Source organism: Ruegeria sp. AD2(2025), assembly GCF_056542385.1.
Window position 1 is genome coordinate 23,257 of the sequence record NZ_JBQFZS010000011.1, and the last position, 20,488, is coordinate 43,744.

Below are 20,488 nucleotides of genomic sequence, written 5' to 3' on the forward strand. Positions count from 1 at the left end.
GTCGCGCTGTCGCCATTCCCGTATTGAATCTGCATGGAGGACTACGGGATGAGATTGTTTATTGGATTGGATGTATCACTCGCCATGACCGCTATTTGCGTGATCAGTGAGCATGGCGAGATAGTCAAAGAGGCTGAGGCGGCGAGCGATCCCGAGATTCTGGCCCGTTGGCTGGGTGATTTGGCCCACGGCATCGCCGCGATTGGCTTAGGGGCTGGACCTATGTCGCAGTGGCTACATCGAGGGCTGGCAGAGTTAGGCTTGGATGCAGTGCTTATGGAAACCCGCCAGGTGAAGGGTGCATTGAAGACTATGCCGATCAAGACGGATCGGCGGGATGCCGAAGGGATTGCACGTCTGCTCCATCTAGGCTGGTTCCGCCCTGTTCACTGTAAATCCATCTCGGCTCAGGAAACTCGCGCTGTACTCGGTGCTCGGAAAGCTATTCAACAGAACATGATCGCTTTTGAAAAGTCACTAAGAGGACTGCTGAGAAACTTTGGCCTCAAGGTGGGGGCACCTCACGCGGCAAGTTCGAGCTACGTATCCGCGAGTTGGCAGATGGCAATCCCATGTTGGAAACCGCTACCGAACCTATGCTGCGTGCCAGAGCTTCTCTGCGACAGGAGCTTGCGGTGCTCGAGAAGCAGGTTCGCCAGCTCACTCAAGACGATCCGGTTTGTCGTCGCTTGATGACGATGCCTGGGATCGGCGCAGTTGTGGCATTGACCTTCCGGGCAGCCGTCGATGACCCGTCCCGCTTTCGGTCTTCAAAGAGAGTTGGTCCTTGGGTTGGCCTGACGCCTTCTCGCAACCAATCCGGTGAGCGTGATGTGTCCGGCGGCATAACCAAGGCCGGGGATGTCAATCTGAGGCGAGCATTGTGTCAGGCAACAACCGTCATGATGAACCGCGGGCGGTCGACATGGCTTCGAACATGGAGAACCCAGCTCGCCCAACGCCGAGGCCGGAAAATAGCAATGGTCGCCCTCGCGCGTCGCATCGCGGTCATTCTCCATCGAATGTGGGTCGATGGCACCATATTCCAGCCCGACGCAGCACCGAACACTGTCTGCTAACCTATCCGTTGCCTGCCTGACAGCAGGCCTTTGAGGTCCCGCAGGGACGTGGTTCCGATGATGCCGAGGTCTGGACCGTCGCTGACTTCCGTCAAGCACGCCTATGAGATGGGTACATGGGAATTACATCGAACCAGCATCATGTTGGCAGCCGTCGCGCTGACCACGAACCGAAGCATGTACCCGAAGGATCTCAATCGAAGGCCATGAAAGAAAGCAGGACGGACACAAACCAAGAAAAGCTACACCGCCTTGGCGGATCAAGTATTCTGCGTAAAACAGCTTGAATGAGACGACCCCGTTACCGAAGTCTGGAGCCTAGACTGAATACTTCGATTAAGAATACTGTCGGCATGTGGTCGTGGCTTGCGCCACGATTTCCAGACCCGTGGAGAGCACCTCGTCTGAAGTGGTCAAAGGCGGCAACATCTTCAGTGTATTTTCTTTGGGTCCGCAAGTCTCGACGATGAGACCATTTTCAAAGCACTTTGCCGATACTGCATTCGCTTGAACTGCGTCGTGAAATCGAAGCCCAAGCATCATTCCTTTGCCCACGACAGATACACTTTGGCAGTCGTCCTGAAGTTTGCATAACTGCGCCCGCATCCAGTCCGACTTTTTACGCACGCTTTCGATAAATGACGTGGAAGACCAAAACTCTTCGAGAGTTCGCGTAGCTGCCACAAAGGATAGGCACGATCCTCGAAAAGTGCCGTTGTGTTCCCCTGGTTTCCAACAGTCAAGTTCGGGCCGCAGCAAATTGAATGCCATGGGAAGGCCAATGCCACTAATGGACTTTGAAATGCAAATAATATCTGGTTCGATTCTGCTGTCATCAAAGGCAAAGAAGTCTCCCGTACGACCGCACCCGGTCTGAACTTCATCCAAAATCAAAAGCGACCCAAATCTTCGGCAAAGGCTCTGCAGCGCTTTTAACCACTCTGAAGATGCGACATTTAAACCTCCTTCGCCTTGAACGACTTCAACGATAAAGGCAGCAGGAGGACACCAGCCAGAACAGGGGTTTTTTAGCATTTTTTCGATAAAATCTATACTGTCGAGTTCATCGAGAAACCCTTCGAAAGGCACTCTCGTTACGTTGTCCAATGGCACCCCAGCTGCAGCCCGTTTGGTTTGTTCCCCGCTGGTTGCTAGGGCTCCTAGGGTCACGCCGTGAAATGCATTTGAAAAAGCATAGATACCACTGCGTCCAGTCACTTTGCGTGCCAGTTTAAGTGCAGCCTCTACCGCATTAGTGCCGGTCGGGCCTACAAATTGGAACTTGTAATCCGCAATCCCGCGATCACGCAAGATTCTGCGTACTAAACTGTTAACAAATTTACTCTTCGCGGTAGTATAGAGGTCGAGCGATTGAACAATGCGACCTTCCGTTAGATAGTCGATTACTGCGTCGCGGATTGCCGGATTATTGTGGCCATAGTTGAGTGATCCGGCTCCGGCAAGAAAGTCGATGTAGCGGGTGCCCTCAGAAGTGAAAATGTAGGATCCTTCTGCTCGGTCAAACTCGACGGGAAATTGTCGACAATAACTCCGCACCTGCGACTCGTGCATTTCCAGCGTGCTTGGTCCCATAGTGGTTTCCTTTCATTTTATTGACTTCCGCAAGCGATTGGTGGCTCTTACGCGCTGCTACCAGTCTGTAGCTGTAAGCGCCCACGATAACTCTTCAATTGCTTCCTCCAGAGAGCGAGCCCTTCTGAAGGGGGGGTGAGCACCGAGTTAATTGGATGACAGTGCCTCAAATGAGAGCAGAGGTACGTCAGGTGAACGATAGTGATACTTGCCTGTACGCGTGAGTAACTCAGTTAATTTCTCAGCCTCACCCCATCTTATGAACCGCTGCATTGAGGCAAGTAACTCTGAAAAACGGCCCAGCACTTCAAGCATGACGTCTCGATTGGCGACACAGCTGTCGCCCAACTGACTAGGATCAAAAGGAAGGATCGAGCTTGTAAACCTACTAAATATCTCTGCAGAGAATTTTGTGCATTCGACACCAACCGTGGTCTCTAAATCTTCTATTGTGGCGACAATATTGTGTGTTATCAAATGTGGAAGTAACAACATAACCGCAATCATCGTATCGCGGTCTTTTGGGTTCAATATTTCCACCTTGGCTCCAAAACTTACCCAAAAACCTTGAAGGGTTAAAATAGCTGGAATGTCGGCCATTGGGTTCGGCATTATGACACACAAGTACTCGCGATTGGGATCGGCCAATGACGGGTTATCGGATTTCATACTAGCCAATAGTTGTGACTGCACAAAACGCAGGTGCGGAGGAATTTTCGATTTGAGTTGCTCGAGAACTGGATGGTTAACGGCGTTCAGTTCCGTAATTACTGCGCTTGGTTTCAGCACAGAAGCAAGTTCGGCGATGACTGCCGGAAAAGAACTACAAGACGTGCCTAGTACCACCAAATCAGCATCGGTCACAGCCGCTTTGGCTTCCGAAGAGAAAGTGCAGTTGTTTTTAAGCACTGTCGTATTGACCGTGAGCCCCGGATCCATTTCTGCGGCACCTTGTAATACCAGCTCAGCGTGCGATGTCAGGTCGATACGGTGGATGGGTCGCTCCAACGACGCGCGTACCCCTTCGATTTCAATCAAGGCGATCTTACTAATTCGGTCGGGTGGTTGGGTGTCTTCCAGTTCAGTCATTTTCTGACCTCGTCTGTAATAGGGCTGGAAGACGAGATTGGATTGCTCGTTAGCTTGGGTTCGCGGGGTACGTTTAATGCTTGGTTTGTCTCGACGAAAGGAAGGAGCTTACCTCGAGTATGGATAAAGTTTTTAGCATCCATCGATTTGACGGTGAATTCCGCGCCGGATATGGCAAATTGGATTTCATAGTTGGAAAAAAGCTGTTCTTGGAGTGCGTCACGATCAAAATTGTGAGCATCAATGTTGAGTTGAAACCAAGGCTGATCTGAACGAGAATACAGGCATTGAAATTTTGGTATAGAACCAAAAAAATGTGATAGCTCGTGTTCGAACTGCGATTTTTTCAGCAATCCACCCTGAAAATTAATAGAATCCGATAGGCGGCCGAGTAGTTCGAATATCCTAGACTCTTTGTCTGGCACCATTTGAATCATGTCGCCAGTAGACATGAGATCAGGAAAGCTGCCGCCTCGTAGCCGAACTTGCAGTTCGCCCTTTAGTGGATTTTGGGGTTTTGTGGGAACAATTTCCATTTCGGTCTCGTCGAAAAACTTGTACAGAAATCGATCTCCACAGCGTCTGTGGAAATGTGCAATCGGGCCGTGCTCGGTAGTTGAATAGGCTAAGGGGAGAATAGAAACACCCTCACGTTTTGCTAAGTCAAGCGCAACAGTGGTCGGCGCGTCGCCAGCAAAGAGAATCTTCTTTACACGGATTCCGCTATTGAGGTACTTGCTGACATTGGTCCCCGTGGTTGCTATGCATATATCTGAGATCGTTTCGGAGAGATGCCTAAGTTCTTCGAGGCATCCGGGACCGAGACCAATATAGCTGACGCCGAGGTCGCGACAGATTGCTTCCGTGAAGTAATAGGCTCCGTTGAGCTCTGCTGGCCAAAAGGCATTCACGACGACTTCGCCGTCGTATACTGAACGCAAACAACGAACTCCCCGATCAAGCGCTTGCTGGTCCGCTTCTCGCGAGTGTGCGATGTATCGTGCCGGACCGCTAGTGCCACTTGTACGAAACAAAACAAATGGAATGTTTAAATCACCCTTGATCATGTTTTTTCCTCCCAATTAAGTGCTGTGCCGCCGTCAAAAGCTATTATTTGACCGGTCAGGTACGGAGATTTTGTGAATAGAAGGTCGATCGTAAAAGCCGCCACCTCGTCAGGGTTTGCAGCGCGCTTGAAGGGTGAATAGCTCTTCATTCGCTTTTCAATTTCCCCGCGGCTGATCCGACCGTGATTAAAAACTCTTTCGGTAAGCGTTTGGGACGGAGCAATGGCGTTGATGGCAATTCCCCGTCCAGCATATTCTGCCGCAGTACCTACAACGAAGCCATTCAATGCGGCCTTCATGGAACTGTAGTGAAATCCGCGCCGCCTAGTTCCTCGTACAGCGGCATTGGAACTAAAAAGGATAACACGCGCGCCATCTGCAATTCGAGCATCTGCCCGGATCAAGAACTCCATCGCTGAAAAAAGCCCCACTTGGAACTCGCGACCAACGGTTTTCATATTGGCTTCGCCAATTTTTACTTTGGTGAAGTTTGCCGCTGCACAATGCACGAAATAGCCAACCCTTAGGTTTTCCTTTTCAAGCGGTGCCATCGCGTGCATGCACCAATCCGAATCTTCAAAATCGATATCAACTGTGATTACTTGTGGGTGATCGGCCAGAGAGGTACTGCTCGCATTGCGGCTAACCGCGATCACGGTGACACCACGTGCTAGTAACGCTCGACAAACCGCGCCGCTGATCCCTCTATCATTGAGACCGAAAAGGACCGCACAGGTGCTCATGTTTCCCGTGCCTCTAGCGGCCAGTACTGTGACAGCATTGGTTCGCGGTTCACTGACTGTTCTAAATCGGCTTTGATCCTATCGCCAATTCCAGAAAGGTTTTGAGTGTGCATGCGATATTGAAATAAAGGCTGATTGACGTAGTGTCCGCGTGCTCCACCGGCAACCAGCCGCTGCCATCGGTGATGTTTGGTGCCTTTGCGCACGCTCTCGTCAAGCGGGAGTACAGTCCGAATGAGATTCGTTCTCGTTGGGGCGTTGTCGGGAATAAAGCTTGCGGTGCGGACGAGATTTGCATCGAAGTCGCAGGACCGACCTAATCCAATGACGTCTCCATCTTCGTCTATTAGTTCATTGTCGCAGTAAACAAAATCTCTGCCGCTTTGTTGCGCTGCTGCCAAAAGCGTTTCAAAGAAGAATGGCATCAAGATGTCGTCAGCATCCACGATAGACGTGAAACTTCCTCGTACGCAGTCGAAGGCAAGGTTAAGCGCGTGATTCTTGCCGCCGTTTTGATCGTAAAACAGGCACATCACCTCTAGGTCTTTTGTCTTGGATGCCCAGTCCGCGAGGACATCGCGTGAGTTATCGTTCGACCCGTCATCGACAAGGATTACCTGCGTAGGAAGTAAGGTTTGAGCAGAAATGCTTTCGAGGCAGCGTGCAACATAGCGATCGTAATTGTAGCAAGGCACAATTACAGAAACATCCGGGCGATCCGTTGTATAATGGTCAGTGAAAATCGGGGCTGGGTTGAAATGCGACATTTAAGTTTATCTCTAATTTAAAGTTGAGGTGTCGGAGGAAGGAGATGTTGTAACAACGCCTGGAACGTGTCTTTTGCGACTTGTGTTTTCCCAAGCTTGGACAAATGCGTAGGCTTCTCGAAACTCGGAGGCGTCGTCCTGAAAAAGCATGATAAGGGTATTATCTTTGGGATATTCGGAAAGAACTTCCATTGGAGCGATACCTGTAAACCCGCGACGTTTACATTCGACTTGGTTGTCCGTTTGCACACTGCCAAATGTCGCCGCGTTGACTTCACAGTCTACAGGAGATGTCTTGTTGCCAACAGAAACGACTATTGGCGCTCGTGATGCCGCCGCTTTCGGTAAAACAACCGGCGTACTGGCGTCGGTAGCGAGGACAAGCATGCTGGTCGACAAATCCATATGTGGGATGGCGGCCCGCCCGACAAGTTGAACGGGTCCAATAGTCGATAAACTGCGTGCTACGGCACGTCCGACCTTACCGCGGCCTGCAACGACAAATGCTGCCGTGTTAACGTTGTTGACTGCAAATGACAGAACCGCCCGAGCGAGACGCTCAGTGTAAAGGCTGCTGCCACAAACCAGATACACACGCCCTGGCAAGCAGACTAGCGATAAATCGAATAGTTTCTTTCTCGGAAGGTAGTTGAGATAAACACGCTTAACCCGAATTGTCCCGTTATTGCCTTCCGCTCTGTAGGTGCCGAGCTGAAACCCCCAACGGCGTTTGCGTCGCTTGAGAAAACGCTCGGGGTCTACGTCAATTGGTGACATGCAATGGAAGTAAGAGGCGTCTGCTCTCAGTATTCGGATCATAGGTGGAACTCCTTCAATTGGAGCCAATGTCCTGCTGCATTTAGTGCATTGCGTCAGCGAGCGCATCGGCAAATCGCGTGATGTCATTGTGAGACAGGTCTGCACGCGCCATGACCCGCAGACCCGCAGTTCCGCGTTTGACAATCGGGAAGAATATGGCCGATGTGTAAAAACCTTGCCGGTACATCTCTTTTGAAATCGTAACAGCTTTTTCTGGCGTAGGCATCGGCACAACGCGGATTGGACTCTCGCTCCCGGTGTTTAAGCTAGGTACCAGTTGATCCATGAGCGCGATGTTTTTACGAAGTGCTTGCTGGCGTTCCTCGAGTTCTTCCGACATATGGATTTCGATCGAGGCGCTAGCTGCGCCAACACCAGCGGGGTTTAAGCACTGCGACCAAGCCATCGGTCCGCCGAACCTCTCGACTAATGCACCGTTAATGGCCTTGCCAGCCATAACAATTCCGCCGCAGGCTCCAAATGCTTTGCCGAGTGATGCGGATATGATCGTCCGGTCATGCAGGCTATCGGAGGCCGTCCGTGCATAACCTACGCCATTCCTGCCGTACACTGACAGCGAATGTGAATCGTCAAGATATAGGTAGAGACCGTACTTTTCCTGCAGCCGGTTCAAATCCTGCATTGGTGCAAACCCGCCCATACTATAAGCGGCGTCCGACACATAGGCGACATTTTTATGTTTACGGCATAGTTCTTCGATGTATTCAACGTCGTTGTTTCTGCAGGTGAAAACATCGGTTTCATCACCGCATATTGGCTTGGTCAGGTTCATCGAGAAATGACAGTTCTGATCGAATACCATCACCGGCTTGTTTCCTCCCGAAAGGGCGCCTGATGCAATGATAGGGAGAACTCCAGCGGATCCAGCGGCGCAACTGATGGTGGTGAAAACCTTAGCATTGAACAGGCCGCTAAATGCTTCTTCAAGTTGATCAACTTGTCGTAAGTGGATTCGTAGCCGCGCGGTGGAAAGGTTAAGAGTGCCTGCATTACGAAGAGACTTAACCGCGCCTTCCACGATTTTTGGATGTCCTTCGAGACCAAGATACGAACAAGAACACATATTAATGAAAGTATGGCCATTCTCGTCGATGAGCCGCCCTGAATCGCAGTGTTCGACTCCGATGTTTAGAAGCCCTGCATCGTCAACAGCCTGCCAAGCCTCATTGCCAAGAGATATGGCTTTACCAAGATTTGTGAACTGATTGGTCGGCCTGTCGAGATTTAGATCGGTGATGTTCATAAAGTGTCCTCGTGTAGGCGTTTGGGTTTAGGCTGTGGGGCTTAGCGACGTTCTCCGATGGTTTTGGAGATGTCTCGAAACGGTGTGCGAATGAGCCGAAATCCGTCCCAATCCTCGAATAGGTTTCTGTCGCGAAAGAGCGGACTTTGTACTGCTGAGAGAGGATCGAGAACGGGGCTGTACAGAATCCCTGCTGCTTCAAGTTCCGCGCAGAGCGTTTCGATGCGCCATTCCTTGCAAGCCTGTTCGATAGCGGCATCAATCTCTGCACTCGCATTCTGCCGTGCAAGCTTGTCAAGAGCCACGAATTTCTTGTGCGTGTCATTCATTTTGAGTATCTGAGTGAGTTTAGCGAAACTTTTGTCGTCAGCCGCCGAAAGATAGATGTACCCGTCGGCACAGGCGAACATTCCAATCGGGGTGCCGCCAGAATGACGCCCCCCGGCTTTAATGACTGCGGGGTGGCCGACTGACTGTCGTACGATTAATGGCTCTAGTATAGCCATCAGTGAGTCGAACATTGGGATTTCGAGGGTTGCCGCCCTGTCTACTTTCCGCCTCACGCTCGCAAGCTCGGCCACCACGCCGAACGCTGCGAAAAGCCCGGTTGTAATATCCCCAGCAGAGAAACCAAGTCGCGTATAGTCGCGAACGCTATGGCCGGTTTGGTGCATGATGCCGGTGAAAGCCTGCATCGTCATATCGAAGGCCGCGCGGTTCGAAAAAGGCCGGTCACTTCCATAACCGGAGATGGACACCCTCACGAGATTCGGATTGCGTTCTTCAAGCGCCTTCTGCGTCAATCCAAGCCGGTCCATCACACCCGGGCGGTAGTTATCAACAAGGATATCGGCTCGCTCGACCTCCTCCAAAATCCTGATTCGGCCATCTGGTTCCTTGAGGTCTACAGTAACGGTGTTTTTGCCGCGGTTTACAGACGCAAAATACCCGCTCTTTTCTCCGAGGAAGGGGCTGAAACGTCGGGCAGGATCACCCCCAGGCGGTTCAACTTTCAAGACATTGGCGCCTAGATCGGAAAGAATAAGCGTGGCAAATGGTCCAGATAGAAATCTCGTCAGATCAAGCACCCGCACTCCATCCAGAACTTTACAGGTCGGTTGCTTCAACGCAGCACCAGATCTGCGGGACCAACCTGGAGTTGCAATATCCGACGGTCCCTTGGCATTCCCAAATCCTCGCGCCGCACGGCCACCAGGGATCGCCACGATATCGCATTGTGAATTGCCATAGGGCAACGGGTGGATCGTACCAAAATCCTGTGTTTTGGCGGTCTCAATGGCTTCGTCCAGCGTCTGCAAAGGTGCACAAGCTATTCCTAATGCCGAAAGCCGCTCAAACCAGAATCCGGTATCATTTGTTTTCAGTACAACTTCGATTTGCTTTTCAAGCATGTCGCGGTTTCGCAGGCGGGCCGCATAAGTATTGAAGTGAGAGTTTTTCGGGAGGTCGCGAAGTTCTAACGCGGTCATGAGTTTGTCGAAGTCCGTTTCGGAGGCCGCCATGATCGCTAAAAAGCCGTCTTTGGTCCGAAAGGGCTGACTAGGAGAACTTGACGGGTGGCGCCCGCCGTTACGCGCAGGCACTTCGCCAAATGTTGCTGCTTTCATGAGAGGGAATTCAAGACAAGTGGCAAGTGAATCGACTAGGGCGCAGTCAACAGACGTAGAAACGCCGCGGGCCCAAGCGGCTGTAGCAACGATAGCGCCAAACAGTGCCGAAACAGTCGCGCCGATGGGTATGGGGGCCAGAATCGGTTCATCATTAGACCAACCGGTTGCATGCGCAAGACCAGACGCTGCCTGTGCCGCACCGTCATCCATACCGACGGTGCGAAAGCCATCTTCCCACCCACAAGAAGACAGGCTGAGATAAATGGCTGTCGAGTTTATGGCCTGAACCGCGTCCGGGCCCAGTCCCAGCTTTAACAAAGTGTCGGGTCTGAAATTGGTGACTACGACATCACATCCTGAAATCAGTCTTTTTGCAACTCGCAGGCCCTCTTCTGTGCGCAGGTCGGCTCGAACGATGCGCTTACCTCGATTGGTAGCGGCGAATGGTGCGCCGTATTCATGACCTTCGGCAAAGACTCGACGTAACCGATCACCCGCAGGGTGTTCGAGGCGAACCACGTCAGCGCCATATTCAGCTAGATAGAGACCACATAACGGACCGCTAAGGTGATGCGAAATCTCACAAACGCGCATTCCGCGAAGTGGCATTTTGGGGAGGCGCAGGGGCGCATTAACTACTGGCGTCATTATTAAACCTAAAGGCGATTCTAGAAAATTTACACATACAGAACACGATTCATTTTTAAAAATCAAGAGCGCTGAAATATGCCAGAGATTATCCGTTTTTTGAAAAAATATGTTTACGAATCGCTTAATATGGAATTAGGTTAAGGAAAAATTTTTGGTATTTAATTAGTGTATGTCGTTGGCAAAAAAAGGGGCTGAGCTGCTCCTTTTGTGAAGGATTGGTTTGGTCAAAAAGTAGCATAAAATTGTGTTTTTAAATGAAAAAGGCTGAAAAATGCGTACATATGACAACGATGGACACTATTCTGATTTGGTGAAATCTCCAACCGGGCATTTTAAGTTGTCTGGGATAAAGTCATGGGATCGAGATGTCATTCAAGGTGAAACTGTATCCGAACAGTTTTGCATTATCATTAATCATCTTAATCATGCATTGAGCATACATAACCTAAAGTTGAAAAACATTAACTTTGTCACAGTTTTTTTATCAGATCTAACCCTTTATTCCGAGCTGAACGAGATTTACGCCAAGAGTTTTCCCCACAAACCATGCCGGTCTGTCACTGGTGCAACGCTCCGCAATGGGGCTCTGGTGGAAATCGTAGCTGAGGGGTGGTCTGATGCTTGAAGAAAAAGTAATCAACCTGTCGATAGACAGGAGCGCTGCGCAATATGTTGCAGAAATCGAGAAAGCCTATGTTGCTTTCGTAAGTGACCGGGTTGGAAAGCACTACTTGCTTGACCAGGCAATTAAACCCCTCGACCCGACTGATATGATCTGTGGCACTGCCGTCACTTCGCTTGGCACCGATTTGACAGTACGTCGAGCCGCAATCGATACGATGACAGTCGGCGATATCCTCGTTGTCGCCGCTGGTGGGTCGACAGATTGGGCTTCATTCGGAGACGGCACGGCGCAAAAAATAGCAGCGCGCGGAGGGGTGGGTGCTGTGATAGATGGATGCACCCGCGACAGCCCTGGTCTCGTACGAATGGGGTTTCCGACATTTTGCCGTGGTACGACGGCACGAAACTACTATTACCCCCACGCTATCAAAGCTGGCGGTGTTAATGTACCGGTTTCTGTCGGGAACGTTTGGATCAAACCGGGAGATTTGATTTTCGGTGATCGCGACGGAATTGTAGTGATCCCTTCGGACCTAGCGGCTGGTGTCGCTGAAATTGTTCCGCGTGACCTAGCGGCGGAACGGCAATTGCGCTCGGAAGTCAACCTTGGTTTTCGTTCTAACGTTAATGATGAATTGGCCGCTCAGGGTTATGTTATTAACAAATGATTCTACTATCCGGGCAAGAGCTGTCACCGAAAACCTAGCCCTGGTTGGGATTGCATCATTTTGCACCAATATGGGAACTTGGCTCTATCGATTGATTACTTCCTATGTTGTCTGGGAGGCAACAAAATCCGGTTTTGCATTATCACTGCTGGCGATTGCAGAATTTCTGCCGAACCTAGTTCTTACGCCCTACGCCGGTGTTGTGGCTGACCGAATCCAATTGATCCGCGCCAGCTATGTCATATGCTGTCTCTTGGCACTCCTTTCGTTTTGTGCTGTGGCGGCACAAATTATTATGCCACTGCAGAACTTTGCTTATTTTGTGATTGTAATATCCGCTGCAATGTCAATCGTGTCCGCGTTCAGTCGAACAGTTCACCAGAAAATCTTAGGATACGCGTTTTCAAAGCAGAGCATCGGTAACGCTTTGTCCTTAAATACGATTTGCTTGAACGTTGGTCGCGTCACTGCTCCCCTAGCACTGATGGGCGTCTTCGCAGTTGAAGTGCTTTGGCTCCCATATTTAGTAAATATGTTGTCGTATGCTGTATTAGGCGCAACCACGCATTTGTTCCGCTATCATCGGTCTCAAGAGAATACACCTATACCCAAGGCTGGGATACATACTGCCATCGTTTCAGGTCTACGTGCGCTGAACGGTCATGGGGTTTTACGATCGTTGCTTTTCCTGACTGCGTTCGAAGCTGTTTTTCTGAGCGCTTTTTTTGAACTTCTTCCGATGCTAACCGAAAGTTATCTCCATGCCAGCGCGAAGAGTTTCACAACGCTGTCGATCGTCGTCGCAATCTTTTCGTTCTTCGCTGGTCTTGCGAAGTTCCTCACCACATTTCGCCTCACGAACCACCACTTCCCGACTACATTCTTCGTCGCATCATTGCTAATTCCTCTAGGCCTGTTTTCTGGAAACTTGCCGACTGCATCTGTTTCTTTTGGTGTCGCAATGCTTCTTGTCGTGCTTGTCCGTATCAGTATCGCCGAACACATCCACACTGAGGCTCCGGAGCAACTTAAAGGTCAGGCACTGGGGTATTATTTCCTCGCAATATCTGGTGGTAGCTCTGCAGGTGCCGCGCTTTATGCCGCACTGCATAGCTGGGGACTCAAGTCGGTGATGCCGTTCGGTCCGGTAATTATCTTTTTGAGCATTCTGGTTCTGCGGGGTATAAGATGACTGCAACGCGCATATTTATTCCAAATATCCACCGAAACGGCAGCTATGCTTTGGCAGTGAAGGCGCATGAAGCTGGATACCAAGTCTATACTTCGACCGAACATCCTCGCATGCCTTATACTGGTTGCCGCTGGATCAAAGCTTATCTCTACCTTCACACGCCTTCCGAAAACAACAAGTCGCACTCGGACACCGATAAATACCTGAAGCGGATGCTGCAATTTTTGCATTGTCACAAAATTCAGGTGGTCTTTCCCTCTAACGATGCCGACATTCGAATTGTCGTAGAAAACCGTTCCGTATTTGAAGGTTATGCAGTTTGGGCACCGGATAGTGAACTTTACGAAACACTGTCCAATAAATTCAGCAGTATCTCAGTGCTAAAAGAATTGGGTGTTCCTGTGCCGGAATGCCATACTATTAACGATGTATCCCACGCGGGTTCATTGCTAAAACTTTGGGGGTCCCCGGTCATCGCGAAGCGCTCGCAATCGACCGGCGGCCGTGGAGTCGCCATGTGCTACTCCAAGGCCGAGATCGGAGCTTTCCTTGCCGCTGAAAGACCTATAGCGCTCCAAGAATGGCTCTCGGGAAACGACGAAGTGTCATTCCACTTCCTCTTCGACCTTAACGGCAAAACTATTATGCGGTTCTCACTACGAAAATACCGGCATCTGGCACCTTCGGTGAGCACTTCGATCTCTATTATTGAAGATCCACCTGAAATCGAGTTACTTGAAAGAGCCCTTAAGGCACTGAATGCAAAAGGATTTTTTGTCGTGCAGATGCGTTTCTGCCGACGTTCAAAAAAATATAAGCTTGTCGAAGTGAACTGCCGGTTTGGATCGAATACACGCATGCTCGTCATACTAGTGCCACAGCTCTTTTCGCTGTTCGCAATGATCAGAGAAGGCAGGAGTGATTTGGATTTTGTCCCTATAGCTCCTTCGGTGCGTTGCATCTCACGGGTTGAGGATACCTATGCTTTCCTGCGCAACACGTACGCATATGTTCTTGATCACATCATCGGAGGTCACCGCAGTCAAATCGCGTCTTATCGCAATTTCGCAGGCCAGTTCTTTTGTGACATGTTGAACTTGCACAATCGGAGCGACCTGCTGTGGAGGCGATTGTTCACAGATACCAAGGGCGTGATGCGCATGTATGTGGCGATGTTCCGCAATTGCCCTCTGTCGCTTCGGTCAATGCAATCCATGACACTCGCCTCTGTTTGGTGCCCGCCACATGTTGAGGCCGCATTAGCGGAACGGCACCTCAGGCAAAAGGCACAAAAAAGGCATTCTTCCCGAGATTATAAGTACCCAAATAGAGACTGAGAAAAATGAAATCACCATATGGAGGCGTCGCAGACGCCTATTTGAACCGCCCATCCTATCCTATCGAATTGTTTGAGTTCATTCGGGATTGTTCCCCACGGCGGGGAACAGTCTGGGACGTCGGTTGCGGTAGCGGTCAAGCATCACATCACTTGGCGGGTTTCTTTGACCAGGTCATCGCCTCGGACACCAGCGTTGCTCAGCTGGAACGCGCCAAACTCCATCCACGCATCCGCTATGAGCATTGGCCGGCAGAACATAGTGGTCTCAAAGGTAATTCGGTTGATTGCACCTGCGTATTTATGGCGGCGCATTGGTTCGATTTGAGCAAGTTCTACAAAGAAACGTGCAGAGTTAGTACGGCGGACGGCGTCATCGCCATTGTCAGCTACGGTGAGCCGGTTATCGACGGCGATCCAATCATATCGGATTTTCTTGGGGACATTGCATGTAAGATTTCGCGTTTTGGTGGACCCGCTATTCAACGTATGCGCGACGGATACAAGAATCTGCCTTTCCCCTTCCCAAGCGAAATCGCGATGCCTGGGATGAGCACATTTAAGAAACTGACTGGACAACAAGTAGTTTCTTATTACCGAAGCCGGGCGTCCGTCATCGACTACTGTCGGCGCACAGGTGTGGATCTGGGGTTCGAGCTTGAACAATATCTAGCTGACCATGGCCGGAGCGACGAGATTTTTGATCTCCGTTGGCCGCTTGCGGGACGGATCGCACGAGTGCACGCGAAAGAAGCGTCGCTCGCCTGTATACATGCGGGCAGTGTTGACCAATGACCGCTGAAAGTTCAAGATTTGCGGCCGCCGCGTTGAACCGTGGCGTACCCGATCTGCTTGGGTGGGTTGATCGGACGCGTCTTGTGGCGCATTTCGAACGTGCACTGCGTGAAGGCGGTCGATATGCAGCGCATACGCCTGCGCGCTCGATCGTACCCCTAAAAAATGCCGTTGGCGTGTCCATGCCTTGCTATTCACCGCAGGATAACCTTTTCGTGGTCAAATCTGGAGTTGTGAAACTTACGTCAGGCGGCGTGACTACTCCTACGGTCGCGGCGGAGGTAACGGCTTTTTCAGCAGGCGATGGCCAACTCGTCGGGCATTTCGACGGCGCCACAGTCACGCGCCTTAAATGCTATGCGCTTTCGGCGGTGGTGTTAGCGAACTGCGCCGGACCTGGCCCACACAACGCTGTGATCGTCGGCACCGGTGTTCAGGCTTGGGAGCAATTTCTAGCGATGGAGCATGCGTGCTCAATTCGAGAATACTGTGTGATCGGGCGAAGCAAGGATCGAACCGAAGCATTCGCCAACCGGATGCGCAAGTTGACCCAAGCGCGAGTGCGCTGCGCGGTTCTGGACAAGCTCTCTGACGCACTCGCCGGGGCTTCACTCGTGGCAACTGCAACACGCTCCAATACACCGCTTGACGACTTCAGCGGCCTCGCGAGGGGCGCTCACATAAACTGTATGGGCGGACATACAACAGTGAGCCGTGAGGTCCCACGGGAGAAATTGCGTACCTCGCTGATGATCGTAGAAGAGCGGACGCAGGCGATGCAGGAAGCCGGACTTGTGCACGAGAAGGCAATTGAAGTTGAGGAAATGTTCTCTAGGAAGGATGCCTCGGTGCGTCCTACGGTTTTTAGCTCGACCGGTAACGCATATCATGATCTGCTTGTGGTGTCTTTCCTTCTTTCCGAAGGGTACCAAGTAGGTGCCCCATGAACACGCTAGGTCAGTTGCAGGCAGCAAATGCGGCTCTGCCACTTAATGGAATATCAGTCCTATGCGTTGACACAACTGTGCCGTCTGTGCTCTGCACCCAAGCTCTGGCTGCATTGGGGGCGCAGGTCACATTTGCGGAGTGCCTTGAAGACTGGCCGAATATTTATAAGAGAAGGATAATTCGCCCTGACATTGTCGTCACGTCAAGCGAAGGCGAGAAACGTACAACGGTGAGTACCGCTGTAATGGCGGCAATGGGCATAATTGTGTGCGATATAACAACTTTCGGTGGCACCGGGCCTCTCCGCGGGCTGTCGCTGAGTGATCCGGAACTTCAGCGTTTTTCGTCATTTGCGGACTACACTGGTTTTCCGGGTGGCCAAGCGATATGCGCTCCAGGCTATCCAATCGACTGTCAAGCGGCGTTTTACGCAGCGGCTGGCGCGATTGCTGGGTTGATTATGCGCGACCGCGATGGTGCCGGGCGCGTTGTCGATATAGCGCGCTTCGACGTGGCGGTGAACGCACTCCTGACTTTTTTGCCAGCCGCAATTGCGGGTAGTGAGCAGACGCGACTCGGCAACCGCCACCCCGCACTAGCACCTTGGAATATCTACCCGACCGCTGAAGGTTGGATCATAATATGTGCGCCGACAGATAAACAATGGCAACGGCTCGTCGAGCTCATTGGGAACACTGCGCCACACGATCCGCAGCTGTTCGCCACGGCACAGAGCCGGTTGGCTCATATTGAGGAACTCGACGAATTGATTTCGGGGTGGACAATTAACTTGTCAAAATCAGATTGTCTTTCGTCGTTGATGGAGCAGGACATTCCTTGTGGTGAGATTGCCCATGCGGGCACCGCCGACCGCGCGGTCGGCTCTATGGAGGCAAGTATTCCGTGGCGTTTTACACAAGGCTGTAGCTTGAAAAGCTTAGTTAGTGATCAGAACGCCCCTGACCGACCCTCACCTTTGTGTAACCTAAAAGTCGTGGAAGTAGGCACCAACACTACCGCACCGCTTGCCGCAAAGCACCTTGCTGCACTAGGCGCGAACGTCACAAAAATTGAAGCCCCCTTCGGCGATCCGGCGCGCCAAAGCGGAATTCCACATAGCGACGGGAATTCGATCATTTTTCATTTGACCAATACCGACAAGCGAGGCATCCGGCTCGATCTTAAGGCGCAAAAGGGCCGCAACGCCTTGATTGATCTCCTTGAGGAAGCGGATATTCTGATTGACAATTTAAAGCCCGGCAAGCTTGCTGAGTATGGGCTCGGAGCCAATGTTCTGGCTGAGGCTTGTCCGCGTCTTGCCCATTGCTCGATTACTGGTTTCCAGCATTGTGAGGGTAAGATTGGCCGACCCGCTTATGACATCATAGTACAGGGCTCTTCGGGTCTGATGGCCGCAAACGCGGTAGACGGTCGTCCCCTGAAGATTGGCCCTTCGATAGCTGATCTGATTGGAGCGCAGGTGGCGTTGGTGAATGCGCTCGCCTTGGCGCGTCAGTTTAGGTTGGCTTCTTACCGACATGTGGACATCACAATGCACGATTGTGTCGTCTGGGCAACATCCAACGCGAGCCGGGCTGCAAAGGTTTCGCGCACCTATAATCCAGGAAAAAGGCTGACAGCAGAATTGCAGGCCAATTCCCAGCGCGCAACGCCGCTCGCGCAAGTGCTGAACATGCCACAGACACAACATCGCGGTCTTATCAAACATATTGGAGATGCCAGAGGCGGACTTTCGGTCCTCGAGACACCGCTGCGTATTCGTGGCGCGAGTATCGGCGTTAAACGGCTCTTTCAAAATCTTAACGGATTAGGAGATATCTGAGATGAAGGATTTTACGGCGCAGGACCTGTCTCTTCTTTCGCTAATAGAGGGCCGAGAGGCACATGTGGGAGTAGTGGGTCTGGGCTATGTTGGATTACCTATTGCAGTGTTGGCAGTGGAAGCGGGGTACCAAGTCACTGGGCTGGATATTGACTGTGATAAAGTCGACTATTTACGCAACGGCAACAGTTCCACTGACAGTGTCTCAGGCGAACAATTGCACGCGTTCGTTGAGGCGGGCAGGCTCGCATTTACATCTTGCTATGACAGACTGTCGGAATGCGACATTGTGGTGGTTTGCGTGCCAACGGGTCTTGACGGCGACCGGCAGCCAGATCTGTCGAACGTGACCCATGCCGCGTCTGCCCTAGGCAAAGTTGTGAAAGACGGGGCACTAGTTATTCTGGAATCGACTTCCTTTCCAGGAACCACGCGAACCATCTTTGCGCCGTCCGTTCGCGCTAGTGCCAAGCCTCGTGGTTTGAACACGATTCATGTTGCTTATTCACCGGAGCGAGAGAATCCCGGCTGTGACAGTTTCGATACACGTAACACGCCCCGTATTGTCTCGGGGCTGGACGGATTTGAGCGGCACGCAGCCCAGGCGTTTTACTGCACATTGGTGAATACCGTGGTGCTGGTGGATACACCCGAAATCGCTGAAGCCGCGAAGCTTCTTGAGAACACATTTCGGTTGGTGAATATATCGCTGATCAACGAATTAAAGATAATATACGACGGAATGGGGCTCGATGTCTGGAAAATAATCGAAGCCGCCGCAACAAAGCCCTTTGGTTTCATGCCATTCTACCCTGGGCCTGGTGTGGGAGGGCATTGCATACCAGTTGATTCCCACTACCTAAACTGGTGTGCTTCGCAATACGGGCACCGAAGTCAGTTCATCGACCTCGCCCACGAGGTTAATGAGAAGATGACGTTTTTTGTTTTGGATAAGATTAAGGTGGCGTTGAAACGGGACAAGTCAGCGTTGGATGGCGTAATGGTTCTGATTGTAGGTGTTGCCTATAAACCAAATGTCGCCGACAAACGTGAATCCCCAGCGGCAATGATCGCCCAGGAGGTCCGCCGCCTCGGTGGTGAAGTTTGTTTTCACGACCCTTACGTGGATACTCTAACAGATTTGGAAGGCAGACCGATCCAACGGATCCATGATCTTCGCCAACTATCGAATGATTTCGTATCAGTTTCAGTGGTTGTGACCAACCACACCAAATTCGACTACAACGTATTGGCTGATTGGGGACAACCGATCATCGACACCCGCAATGCGATAGTACTAGGCAACGATTCAATAGACAGGCTGGTGGTTCGGGCCTGATATTATTGAGAGGGATTTCGACACATGTACGAAGATACTGTTAAAATCGCACAATCCTATCTGGGCTTTGCTGAGCTGGAAGCCAAGGGGGTCTCGACCATCTATGAACGACTCGCTCGAGAAGTGGCCGAATGTGCGACTGTTCTACAGTTTCTTGCAACTCTTCCAGTTGACAAGCGACAACCCAACCTTCTTTTCGCCGCGCTTCGCTATCTGGTTGGAGTACCCAAGCTAGGCGAAATCGGAGATATAGTCTGCGAAAATTCTCTCGAGTTGGCGGAGCTCATGAAAAACCGGCGTACGCAGACGAACGAACCTGGTCGGTGCGCCACACTCATGCCATTTCTCTCCGCAATCGGCCAACCGATTGCACTGATTGAGGTGGGAGCATCTGCGGGCCTCTGCCTATTACCCGACAAATACGCTTACACCTATGTTACTAAAACTGAAGAAATCCGAATTCAGGCATCAGAAGGTGCGCCTGAATTTCGCTGTACCGTCGAAGGAGAAATAGATTTGCCCGATCGCCATCCAGAGATCGTCTGGAGGCGTGGGCTCGACCTTAACCCGCTGAGCGCTGCAAGCGAGAATGACGCTGCATGGCTTAGGACGCTTGTTTGGCCGGAACATGAACACCGTAGAGCGCGTCTTGACAAAGCGCTTCGATTAGCAGCCGCAACGCCAGAGCTAACGGTTGAAACCGGTGATCTTAGTTTAGGCCTCAACCGCATATTGGCTGAGGTGCCATCAGGCTCGGTACCGGTTATCTTTCACAGCGCGGTGCTTTCCTACGTGCAAGATAGAGATCAGCGCGAGACATTTCAAAAGCGTATGCTTGCCAGTGACGCTGTATGGATTTCAAATGAAGCTCCTAGTGTTTTTCGAAACACCAACGGGTGGATGGGCCAAGCCGCACGGGGTTTGAGATTCCTCACCCGCGTCGATGGCATGGCCTGCGCCTGGTCGGCTCCGTATGGTGACCGGCTTTCTGGTATCAAGAGTACCGAAAACATTTAGACACTACCTAACAAAGGGCACCG

The 20,488-nt window shown here is 51.4% G+C and carries 17 protein-coding genes and 1 pseudogene; 10 read left to right on the forward strand and 8 right to left on the reverse strand.

Going from position 1 to position 20,488, the window contains the following annotated elements:
• The first annotated feature begins 48 nt into the window (after positions 1 to 48).
• Positions 49 to 1,079 (forward strand): annotated as a pseudogene (locus ACR1XV_RS18140) (IS110 family RNA-guided transposase).
• A 336-nt stretch (positions 1,080 to 1,415) separates the two neighbouring features.
• Here the strand turns inward: ACR1XV_RS18140 and ectB are convergent.
• The 8 genes from ectB to ACR1XV_RS18180 all read right to left on the reverse strand — a co-directional run bounded on the left by ectB (position 1,416) and on the right by ACR1XV_RS18180 (position 10,700).
• Positions 1,416 to 2,672, reverse strand: coding sequence for a diaminobutyrate--2-oxoglutarate transaminase (gene ectB, locus ACR1XV_RS18145; protein ID WP_480533920.1), 1,257 nt, complete (start codon positions 2,670 to 2,672; stop codon positions 1,416 to 1,418).
• A gap of 147 nt (positions 2,673 to 2,819) precedes the next feature.
• Positions 2,820 to 3,761, reverse strand: coding sequence for a prephenate dehydrogenase dimerization domain-containing protein (locus tag ACR1XV_RS18150; protein ID WP_480533922.1), 942 nt, complete (start codon positions 3,759 to 3,761; stop codon positions 2,820 to 2,822).
• A complete protein-coding gene (locus tag ACR1XV_RS18155) occupies positions 3,758 to 4,828 on the reverse strand; it encodes a hypothetical protein (RefSeq protein WP_480533924.1) in 1,071 nt (356 codons plus the stop codon). Before ACR1XV_RS18155 ends, ACR1XV_RS18150 begins: the two co-directional genes overlap by 4 nt.
• Positions 4,825 to 5,571 (reverse strand): SDR family NAD(P)-dependent oxidoreductase, encoded by a 747-nt coding sequence (locus tag ACR1XV_RS18160; protein ID WP_480533926.1) that lies wholly within the window; start codon positions 5,569 to 5,571, stop codon positions 4,825 to 4,827. Before ACR1XV_RS18160 ends, ACR1XV_RS18155 begins: the two co-directional genes overlap by 4 nt.
• Positions 5,568 to 6,338, reverse strand: coding sequence for a glycosyltransferase family 2 protein (locus tag ACR1XV_RS18165; protein WP_480533928.1), 771 nt, complete (start codon positions 6,336 to 6,338; stop codon positions 5,568 to 5,570). Before ACR1XV_RS18165 ends, ACR1XV_RS18160 begins: the two co-directional genes overlap by 4 nt.
• Positions 6,339 to 6,350: 12 nt before the next feature.
• Positions 6,351 to 7,157 (reverse strand): hypothetical protein, encoded by an 807-nt coding sequence (locus ACR1XV_RS18170; RefSeq protein WP_480533930.1) that lies wholly within the window; start codon positions 7,155 to 7,157, stop codon positions 6,351 to 6,353.
• Positions 7,158 to 7,197: 40 nt separating this feature from the next.
• Complete coding sequence (locus ACR1XV_RS18175; RefSeq protein ID WP_480533932.1) at positions 7,198 to 8,421, reverse strand: aminotransferase class I/II-fold pyridoxal phosphate-dependent enzyme; 1,224 nt, start codon at positions 8,419 to 8,421, stop codon at positions 7,198 to 7,200.
• 41 nt (positions 8,422 to 8,462) lie between these two features.
• Positions 8,463 to 10,700, reverse strand: a complete 2,238-nt coding sequence (locus tag ACR1XV_RS18180; RefSeq protein WP_480533934.1) for a CaiB/BaiF CoA transferase family protein — start codon at positions 10,698 to 10,700, stop codon at positions 8,463 to 8,465.
• A gap of 274 nt (positions 10,701 to 10,974) precedes the next feature.
• Between ACR1XV_RS18180 and ACR1XV_RS18185 the strand changes: the two genes are divergently transcribed.
• Genes ACR1XV_RS18185 through ACR1XV_RS18225 form a run of 9 tightly spaced genes read left to right on the forward strand, consistent with a single transcriptional unit; the run spans position 10,975 to position 20,465 of the window.
• Entirely contained in the window at positions 10,975 to 11,328 is a 354-nt protein-coding gene (locus tag ACR1XV_RS18185; protein WP_480533936.1) for a Rid family hydrolase, read from the forward strand.
• Positions 11,321 to 11,995: an RraA family protein gene (locus ACR1XV_RS18190; RefSeq protein ID WP_480533938.1), complete on the forward strand. Its 675-nt coding sequence runs from the start codon at positions 11,321 to 11,323 to the stop codon at positions 11,993 to 11,995. The genes ACR1XV_RS18185 and ACR1XV_RS18190 overlap by 8 nt, the downstream gene beginning before the upstream one ends.
• Positions 11,934 to 13,187 carry an MFS transporter gene (locus ACR1XV_RS18195; protein ID WP_480533940.1) on the forward strand — a complete coding sequence of 418 codons (1,254 nt, stop codon included), beginning with the start codon at positions 11,934 to 11,936 and terminating at the stop codon, positions 13,185 to 13,187. Before ACR1XV_RS18190 ends, ACR1XV_RS18195 begins: the two co-directional genes overlap by 62 nt.
• Positions 13,184 to 14,524 carry an ATP-binding protein gene (locus ACR1XV_RS18200; protein WP_480533942.1) on the forward strand — a complete coding sequence of 447 codons (1,341 nt, stop codon included), beginning with the start codon at positions 13,184 to 13,186 and terminating at the stop codon, positions 14,522 to 14,524. Before ACR1XV_RS18195 ends, ACR1XV_RS18200 begins: the two co-directional genes overlap by 4 nt.
• Before the next feature lie 5 nt (positions 14,525 to 14,529).
• Positions 14,530 to 15,318: a class I SAM-dependent methyltransferase gene (locus ACR1XV_RS18205; protein WP_480533944.1), complete on the forward strand. Its 789-nt coding sequence runs from the start codon at positions 14,530 to 14,532 to the stop codon at positions 15,316 to 15,318.
• On the forward strand, positions 15,315 to 16,265 hold the full coding sequence (locus ACR1XV_RS18210) for a hypothetical protein (RefSeq protein ID WP_480533946.1): 951 nt from the start codon (positions 15,315 to 15,317) through the stop codon (positions 16,263 to 16,265). Before ACR1XV_RS18205 ends, ACR1XV_RS18210 begins: the two co-directional genes overlap by 4 nt.
• Complete coding sequence (locus ACR1XV_RS18215) at positions 16,262 to 18,109, forward strand: CoA transferase (protein ID WP_480533948.1); 1,848 nt, start codon at positions 16,262 to 16,264, stop codon at positions 18,107 to 18,109. The genes ACR1XV_RS18210 and ACR1XV_RS18215 overlap by 4 nt, the downstream gene beginning before the upstream one ends.
• Position 18,110: 1 nt before the next feature.
• A complete protein-coding gene (locus ACR1XV_RS18220) occupies positions 18,111 to 19,448 on the forward strand; it encodes a nucleotide sugar dehydrogenase (protein ID WP_480533950.1) in 1,338 nt (445 codons plus the stop codon).
• A 24-nt stretch (positions 19,449 to 19,472) separates the two neighbouring features.
• The gene (locus tag ACR1XV_RS18225; RefSeq protein ID WP_480533952.1) at positions 19,473 to 20,465 is read left to right on the forward strand and encodes a DUF2332 domain-containing protein; all 993 of its coding nucleotides are present in this window, start codon (positions 19,473 to 19,475) and stop codon (positions 20,463 to 20,465) included.
• Positions 20,466 to 20,488: the final 23 nt, after the last annotated feature.

Coding starts and splice junctions, on each gene's coding strand:
- ectB (WP_480533920.1), bottom strand. CDS start 2,672: ATGGGACCAAGCACGCTGGAAATGCACGAGTCGCAGGTGCGGAGTTAT.
- ACR1XV_RS18150 (WP_480533922.1), bottom strand. CDS start 3,761: ATGACTGAACTGGAAGACACCCAACCACCCGACCGAATTAGTAAGATC.
- ACR1XV_RS18155 (WP_480533924.1), bottom strand. CDS start 4,828: ATGATCAAGGGTGATTTAAACATTCCATTTGTTTTGTTTCGTACAAGT.
- ACR1XV_RS18160 (WP_480533926.1), bottom strand. CDS start 5,571: ATGAGCACCTGTGCGGTCCTTTTCGGTCTCAATGATAGAGGGATCAGC.
- ACR1XV_RS18165 (WP_480533928.1), bottom strand. CDS start 6,338: ATGTCGCATTTCAACCCAGCCCCGATTTTCACTGACCATTATACAACG.
- ACR1XV_RS18170 (WP_480533930.1), bottom strand. CDS start 7,157: ATGATCCGAATACTGAGAGCAGACGCCTCTTACTTCCATTGCATGTCA.
- ACR1XV_RS18175 (WP_480533932.1), bottom strand. CDS start 8,421: ATGAACATCACCGATCTAAATCTCGACAGGCCGACCAATCAGTTCACA.
- ACR1XV_RS18180 (WP_480533934.1), bottom strand. CDS start 10,700: ATGACGCCAGTAGTTAATGCGCCCCTGCGCCTCCCCAAAATGCCACTT.
- ACR1XV_RS18185 (WP_480533936.1), top strand. CDS start 10,975: ATGCGTACATATGACAACGATGGACACTATTCTGATTTGGTGAAATCT.
- ACR1XV_RS18190 (WP_480533938.1), top strand. CDS start 11,321: ATGCTTGAAGAAAAAGTAATCAACCTGTCGATAGACAGGAGCGCTGCG.
- ACR1XV_RS18200 (WP_480533942.1), top strand. CDS start 13,184: ATGACTGCAACGCGCATATTTATTCCAAATATCCACCGAAACGGCAGC.
- ACR1XV_RS18205 (WP_480533944.1), top strand. CDS start 14,530: ATGAAATCACCATATGGAGGCGTCGCAGACGCCTATTTGAACCGCCCA.
- ACR1XV_RS18210 (WP_480533946.1), top strand. CDS start 15,315: ATGACCGCTGAAAGTTCAAGATTTGCGGCCGCCGCGTTGAACCGTGGC.
- ACR1XV_RS18215 (WP_480533948.1), top strand. CDS start 16,262: ATGAACACGCTAGGTCAGTTGCAGGCAGCAAATGCGGCTCTGCCACTT.
- ACR1XV_RS18220 (WP_480533950.1), top strand. CDS start 18,111: ATGAAGGATTTTACGGCGCAGGACCTGTCTCTTCTTTCGCTAATAGAG.
- ACR1XV_RS18225 (WP_480533952.1), top strand. CDS start 19,473: ATGTACGAAGATACTGTTAAAATCGCACAATCCTATCTGGGCTTTGCT.